The sequence below is a fragment of the Polynucleobacter finlandensis genome, from assembly GCF_018881755.1.
Taxonomy (GTDB): Bacteria; Pseudomonadota; Gammaproteobacteria; order Burkholderiales; family Burkholderiaceae; genus Polynucleobacter; species Polynucleobacter finlandensis.
The window spans coordinates 1-5,967 of record NZ_JACVPS010000027.1; the positions used below are offsets into that span (position 1 = coordinate 1).

The 5,967-nt window shown below is 41.5% G+C and carries 6 protein-coding genes; all 6 read right to left on the reverse strand.

The window, feature by feature from the left end:
- Positions 1-287 precede the first annotated feature (287 nt).
- From ICN49_RS11500 to ICN49_RS11525, 6 genes are read right to left on the reverse strand one after another with little or no spacing between them, the layout of a single operon-like run.
- Positions 288-1,097: an NAD-dependent epimerase/dehydratase family protein gene (locus ICN49_RS11500; RefSeq protein ID WP_216168213.1), complete on the reverse strand. Its 810-nt coding sequence runs from the start codon at positions 1,095-1,097 to the stop codon at positions 288-290.
- Positions 1,098-1,125: 28 nt separating this feature from the next.
- Positions 1,126-1,830 (reverse strand): ABC transporter ATP-binding protein, encoded by a 705-nt coding sequence (locus ICN49_RS11505; protein ID WP_216168214.1) that lies wholly within the window; start codon positions 1,828-1,830, stop codon positions 1,126-1,128.
- On the reverse strand, positions 1,823-2,569 hold the full coding sequence (locus ICN49_RS11510) for an ABC transporter ATP-binding protein (protein ID WP_216168215.1): 747 nt from the start codon (positions 2,567-2,569) through the stop codon (positions 1,823-1,825). The genes ICN49_RS11505 and ICN49_RS11510 overlap by 8 nt, the downstream gene beginning before the upstream one ends.
- Positions 2,570-2,572: 3 nt before the next feature.
- Positions 2,573-3,508: a branched-chain amino acid ABC transporter permease gene (locus ICN49_RS11515; protein WP_216168216.1), complete on the reverse strand. Its 936-nt coding sequence runs from the start codon at positions 3,506-3,508 to the stop codon at positions 2,573-2,575.
- 47 nt (positions 3,509-3,555) lie between these two features.
- Positions 3,556-4,425, reverse strand: coding sequence for a branched-chain amino acid ABC transporter permease (locus ICN49_RS11520; RefSeq protein WP_216168217.1), 870 nt, complete (start codon positions 4,423-4,425; stop codon positions 3,556-3,558).
- 16 nt (positions 4,426-4,441) lie between these two features.
- Positions 4,442-5,695 carry an ABC transporter substrate-binding protein gene (locus tag ICN49_RS11525; RefSeq protein ID WP_216168218.1) on the reverse strand — a complete coding sequence of 418 codons (1,254 nt, stop codon included), beginning with the start codon at positions 5,693-5,695 and terminating at the stop codon, positions 4,442-4,444.
- Positions 5,696-5,967 lie beyond the last annotated feature (272 nt).

The following is a 5,967-nucleotide window of genomic DNA, read 5'->3' on the forward strand; positions in this document are numbered from 1 at the left end:
AGAGGAGTTTGGTCTGCCCAGCACGATTCGAACGTGCGACCTACGCCTTAGAAGAACTCGTTGTTGCTAGAAAGTCAATATATTTCAATAGGTTACGATTTAAAATGAATACTGTAATACACACTGTGTAATGCTATGTACAGCAGATATGCACAAGTGGTTACACTGAAAATATTGGCTAGCTTGACTGATAAAGTACTAGATCCCCTTTAAGCATGGCCTGCCTTATAAAGGGAGACCTCTGGGATTAAAGAGCCTGCGCGTGATGTTCAATGAACATACATAAGTCATTCGATTGCACCTGGATCACCCACAAACCCCATAGGGCAGTACATACTTCCATGAAAAAGCTCGCTTATAGAATCTTCTTTAGGGCTATTCTGATATACCTCATCCCTAAAATCTTCAGCATTATCAACCGGCCGATACCCCATGTGTTTTGCTGGAGTGTTATCCCATCGATTTCTTAAGTTATCCGATACACCATAAATAATTTCAAAATGAAAACCTTCGTGATCAATGCATGCCTTAGTAAGGCTAATCATGTCGCGATGGCTAATCCAGGTATTTAATTGCCTGATATCAGCAGGTTTATTAATCAGCCTAAATGAACCAATTCGCAGGCAGGCCACTTGCATGCCGTATTTGTCAGCATAAAGCCTGCCAAGAGCCTCACCAAAAACTTTAGAGACTCCATACCTACTGTCTGGCCGAGTTTGCACTTGAGTATCAATAAATCGTTCGCGCCTATGAAAACCTACAGCATGGTTTGAGCTTGCGAAGACCATACGCTTTACTTTATTTTGCTGGGCACATAAAAATGTGTTGTAGCAACCTTCGATATTAGCGGGGAGTATTTTTTCCCATGAATCTTCAACAGAAATCCCAGCCAAATGAATCACACAGTCAATTCCCTGCATTGCTTTATTTAAACCATCAATGTCTCTCAGGTCACACTTGATTATTTCTTCGCCAGACTTGGCAGGCTCTTGATCCGATATATCAAGGCAACGAATTAATTCATATTGGCCGTTTAAGCCTTGCCTCAAGATCTTACCAATCAAACCACCTGAACCAGTGATCAGTACTTTTTTCATGCCTACTCCGATTGATAAAATAGATTAATTAAATGCCTAAATAGGCTGCCTGAACTTGTGGATTATTTAGTAGGTCCTGGCTTTGACCATGCATGATGACCTTGCCGCCCTCTAAAACATAGGCCCTTTGAACCAAGCTTAATGCCCTACTAACATTTTGCTCTACTAATAAAATTGAAGTGCCCATCTTATGGATTTCTTGAATTTTTTCAAAAGTCACATCACACATCACAGGTGAGAGCCCAAGCGAAGGCTCATCTAACATTAGCAAACGGGGCTTTAACATCAAACCACGACCTACTACCAACATTTGCTGCTCACCACCGCTCATTGTTCCAGCGAGTTGATCTTTTCTCTCTGCTAATTTTGGAAAAATGGTGTACACAAGATCTAAAGATCTTGCTCTATCAATCTTAGCTCGAGGGGCATAAGACCCAATTTCTAAATTTTCATGAACCGTCATTTCAGGGAAGACCTGTCGACCTTCTGGCACATGGGCAATACCCAATTCAGTAATTTGATGGGGCAATAAACTCGCTAAATCTTGACCCATAAAAGTAATTTTTCCAGACGTCAGTTTGAGAAGACCGGAGATAGTGCGCAGGGTTGTGCTTTTACCGGCGCCGTTGGCACCCAAAAGTCCAACAGCTTCACCTTCACCAACCCGTAGAGTGATATCACTAATTGCCTTGACGGAACCATAACTCGCGGCAACGCCAGTTAATTCAATCATGAAGGACCTCTTTAGCTTGAACATAACTAGATCCAAGATAGGCTCTGATCACCTCGGGATTCTTCACCACCTCACTTGGAATACCTTCGGCAATTTTCTGACCATGATCTAACACGACAATATATTTTGCAACTGCCATAATCGCTCTCATTAAATGCTCTACGATCACAATAGTGACGCCTCGTTCGGATAATTTATCAATCAAACTAACGGCTTGATCAACCTCATAAGGATTTAGGCCGGCCATTACTTCATCAAGCAACAGAATTTTTGGTTGAGTTGCTAGTGCTCGAGCCATTTCTAATCTTCTTTGATCTATGGTCGTCAGATCACGAGCGTCAAATTTTTCTCGCGCACTAAGCCCCACAAAATTGATTGCCTCTCTTGCGGCTGAACGCGCTCTTTCGGGCTGCGCATCCCTCAGAAATGCGCCCGTCATCACATTATCCAAAACAGTCATCCCACCAAACGGCTTAGCCACTTGAAATGTTCTAGCAAGACCGATATTACAAACTTCATGGGGTCTTAATCCAGAAATTTCATGACCAAAGGCGGTGACTGTACCGCTATCAGGCTTATAAAAACCCATGATGAGGTTAAACGCAGTGGTTTTTCCGGCGCCATTAGGGCCAATTAAAGCCAATGTTTCATTTTTTTTAACAGTAAATGAAACATCATTGACAGCACGCAACCCACCGAAATTCTTACTGAGATTTTTTACGACAAGAGCATCGGTCATCAATTATTGCGCACCCTTCGCATTGCTGCGACGTTGATAAATTTCTTTGAAGTAGCCCACTATTCCTGTTGGACGCCAAAGAATCACTGCCATTAAAATTAAGCTATAAATAGTAAGCTGTATGCCGCCAATTGAATTTCCAAACCAACTTTGCAATAGAGCTGAGGTAGTTTCTAGTAGCATAGTACCTATCACAGGACCCCATAGAGTCCCGACTCCCCCCACAATCGATACTAAAGCTGCTTCAATTGAGATATTAAAATTAAATGCGGTTTGCGGATCTATGAAGTAAATATATTGCGTATAAAAGGTTCCTGCTAAGCCAGTCAGAAACGCAGAAATCATAAAAATATTGCGCTTGACCTTGTTGACATTAATTCCGCTAGCTTCTGCAGCGTCTTCATCCTCACCTAAAGCGACAAGATAATAGCCAACTCGAGAACGTTCAATCCATGCTGTTATTACTAAGGCTGAAAATAGCAAACCTAAGACTACATAATAATAAGGGGTCTTGGTTTCAAATTGCATCATGAGTGGCGCATGCCCAAGATTAGGAATGGTAGTTCCTTCGGCCCCCCAAGCAAAATCGCGAAACTTCAGAAAAATGAGCATTAAAACATTTGCCGTTGCAATCGTCGAGATCGTGAAATAAGGCCCTTTAAGCCTAAAACAGAGCCAACCCATTGGCAAGCTTGCCAACATACCAATAAACCCACCAGCAAACATGCCGATCCATGGTGAAACACCAAACTTAATCTCTAAAATAGTCGATGTGTAAGCCCCTAACCCAAAAAAAGCGGCATGACCCAAGGACAATTGTTTTGCATACCCACCAAGCAAATTCCAAGCCGTCCCAATAAATGCAAATAGCAAGATACGAATCAGGATTTCAAGCGCAAAAGAACTTTTAATCATCAATGGCAAGACGAGCATAATCATCCCTAATAGGATATAAAAAATTCTCTTGCTCTTAATTGAAAAAATATTCAACGTCTCCACCCTGCCGCTAAGCCGCCTGGTTTTAGTGCAAGCGTTATTAGCAATAGTAGGAACACAATAATTAAACCAGAATCTGCCCCAATAAATTGAATCCCAAGGGACTCTGCTATACCCATCAACAAACTGGCTACTAACGCTCCCCTGACATTACCAAGAGTGCCTAGAACTACCGCAACAAAGGACATGAGTACAAATAGTTGTCCTACCATAGGGGTGGCAGGATAAAAAGGCATTAGTAATGAACCAGCCGCACCTGCTAAAGCCAATGCGATGCCTAAGGCAACGGCAAATACTCGGTTGGGGTTAATTCCCATTAGTTGCGCAACATCTCTATTTTGCGAGGCAGCTCTCATAGCCTTACCAAGATCGGTTGTGTGAAGAAATACCCAAAGCACAGCACTCAAAAACATGGCAAGCACAAATGAAATTAGTTTTGCAAGGGGTATAAATATCCCTAAAATATTCAAAGCTTCATCTGAATACCAGGTATGAACGGAGCGATAATTGGCGGAAAAAAGCATCAAACAAACATTAATTAGCAATAGTGACATTGCAAAGGTAAGAAATATCTGAGGTAAATCATTCAAACCTAGTACTCGCCGAATCAAAAAGTGTTGAATTAATACGCCAAGTAAAAATAAAACTGGCATAGAAATCAGTAAAGATACCAGCGGATCCATGCCAAAAAATGATGATAGGAAGTAAGTAATATACATACCTATCATCAAAAATTCGCCCTGTGCAAAATTGACGATTTTGACTACGCCAAAAATAAGCGTTACACCAATGCTTACTAATGCGTAAATTCCACCAATCAAAAGCCCATTAATGATCGCCTGAATTAATGTTTCAGTCATTCAAATTCCAGATCTATTAAACTTTTATGAGTGGGGCTTTTGCATCCGCCTTAGGAAATACGGTTGCCAAATCAGCATTTTGCCATTGCACGCCCAGTGGTCGACCGTAGATGTTCTTACCATCAGGACCGAATTTGACTTTTCCACCTGGAACCATCGCAGCGTATCCACGAGAGACATCTAATGTTGACAAAGCCTCTCTTACCTTTTGTGGATCTCGCGATCCCGCTCGCTCTAAGGCATCAGCCAACATATAAGTTTGGGCTATCACACCGCCAGCATACTCAAATAAAAATTCGCCTGTTCTCTTTTTAAATTCCACATTGACTTTTTGAGCATCACTATTTATATCGTGGTTCCAATGGGCTACGCCCTGAAGGCCCTCGGCTAATTGACCTACGTTCTTATAAAAATCAGGCATTACAAAACCACCAGAGCCTCCATTAATTGAAATATTTAGTCCAAATTGTTTTATGGTCCTCACAATAACAATTAAGTCATTCAAATATGAAACTGAAAATAAAGCATTAGCGCCAGATGCTTTTACTTTATTAATTAATGGTGCGGCATCGGTTAAGCCTGCTGAGTATGGCTCAAACATCACTATCTCAACGCCCTCACCTGCCGCCTGCTCTCTAAGTCCATTTGAAGTAGAAGTTCCAAAAGCAGTATTTTCAAAAATCACAGCAACTTTTGGTTTATCTGAAACTAGTCTAGCCATTTGTAACTGTGCTTGTGCAAATTGCGATGCTCGCGCAAAAGGAGTAAAAGTGTAGGTACGCCCTCCTTTGTTGAGCATGTCAGAACTAGAGCCCGTTATCAAGGGAACTTTTGCTCTCTCTGCTACTTCGCTTGCTATCAGTGTCAAAGCTGAAGCATAACAACCATGTATAGCCGAAAGTGGATTGCTAGTAATTAATCGGTCCGTTTCCGTTCGAGTTACTGTTGTGTCACTCTGTACATCGGAGATAATTAAATTAAGCTTTGCACCACCTAATGATTTAATGCCTCCACCTTGATTAACCATTTCTACTGCTAATTTAGCGGCAGCTACGCAGCCCAAACCAATTTGAGCCATGCTCCCAGTCATGGGGTATAGCGCACCGATATTGACAGGATCTGCGGCGTAGCCTCTTAATGGCAACCCAAAACCTGAAGCGATGATTGCGCTACCAGTAGCTTTTATTAATGTACGTCTTTTGTCATTGGGGATGGTAATGTCGTCTCCGCTTTTCACAGCATCAACACAATTGACTTGATCTTTCTTCATGAACGTCTCCTTTTTATATTTCTTTTTAGTATGTACTATGAAACTTATGAAATCTGTATTTCTACAATAAAATACTTTCATAAATTAATGGTTTTCCCTGATGGTTCTATTTCATCACAGTCAACTGGTTGCCCGTAGTCATTAATAGCAAAAAGGGATCAACCTAACGCTCCACCCAAGGCCACTCTTACGCTTAACAAGCTCGTCCATGATTGAGCCAATAGATCGCAATGGACTAAGGTAATTCCAGGGTTTTAATATGATTTTTGGTC

Bases quoted from the DNA above. Each gene is read 5' to 3' on its own strand.
- ICN49_RS11500 (WP_216168213.1), bottom strand. From the start codon at position 1,097: ATGAAAAAAGTACTGATCACTGGTTCAGGTGGTTTGATTGGTAAGATC.
- ICN49_RS11505 (WP_216168214.1), bottom strand. From the start codon at position 1,830: ATGATTGAATTAACTGGCGTTGCCGCGAGTTATGGTTCCGTCAAGGCA.
- ICN49_RS11510 (WP_216168215.1), bottom strand. From the start codon at position 2,569: ATGACCGATGCTCTTGTCGTAAAAAATCTCAGTAAGAATTTCGGTGGG.
- ICN49_RS11515 (WP_216168216.1), bottom strand. From the start codon at position 3,508: ATGATTATGCTCGTCTTGCCATTGATGATTAAAAGTTCTTTTGCGCTT.
- ICN49_RS11520 (WP_216168217.1), bottom strand. From the start codon at position 4,425: ATGACTGAAACATTAATTCAGGCGATCATTAATGGGCTTTTGATTGGT.
- ICN49_RS11525 (WP_216168218.1), bottom strand. From the start codon at position 5,695: ATGAAGAAAGATCAAGTCAATTGTGTTGATGCTGTGAAAAGCGGAGAC.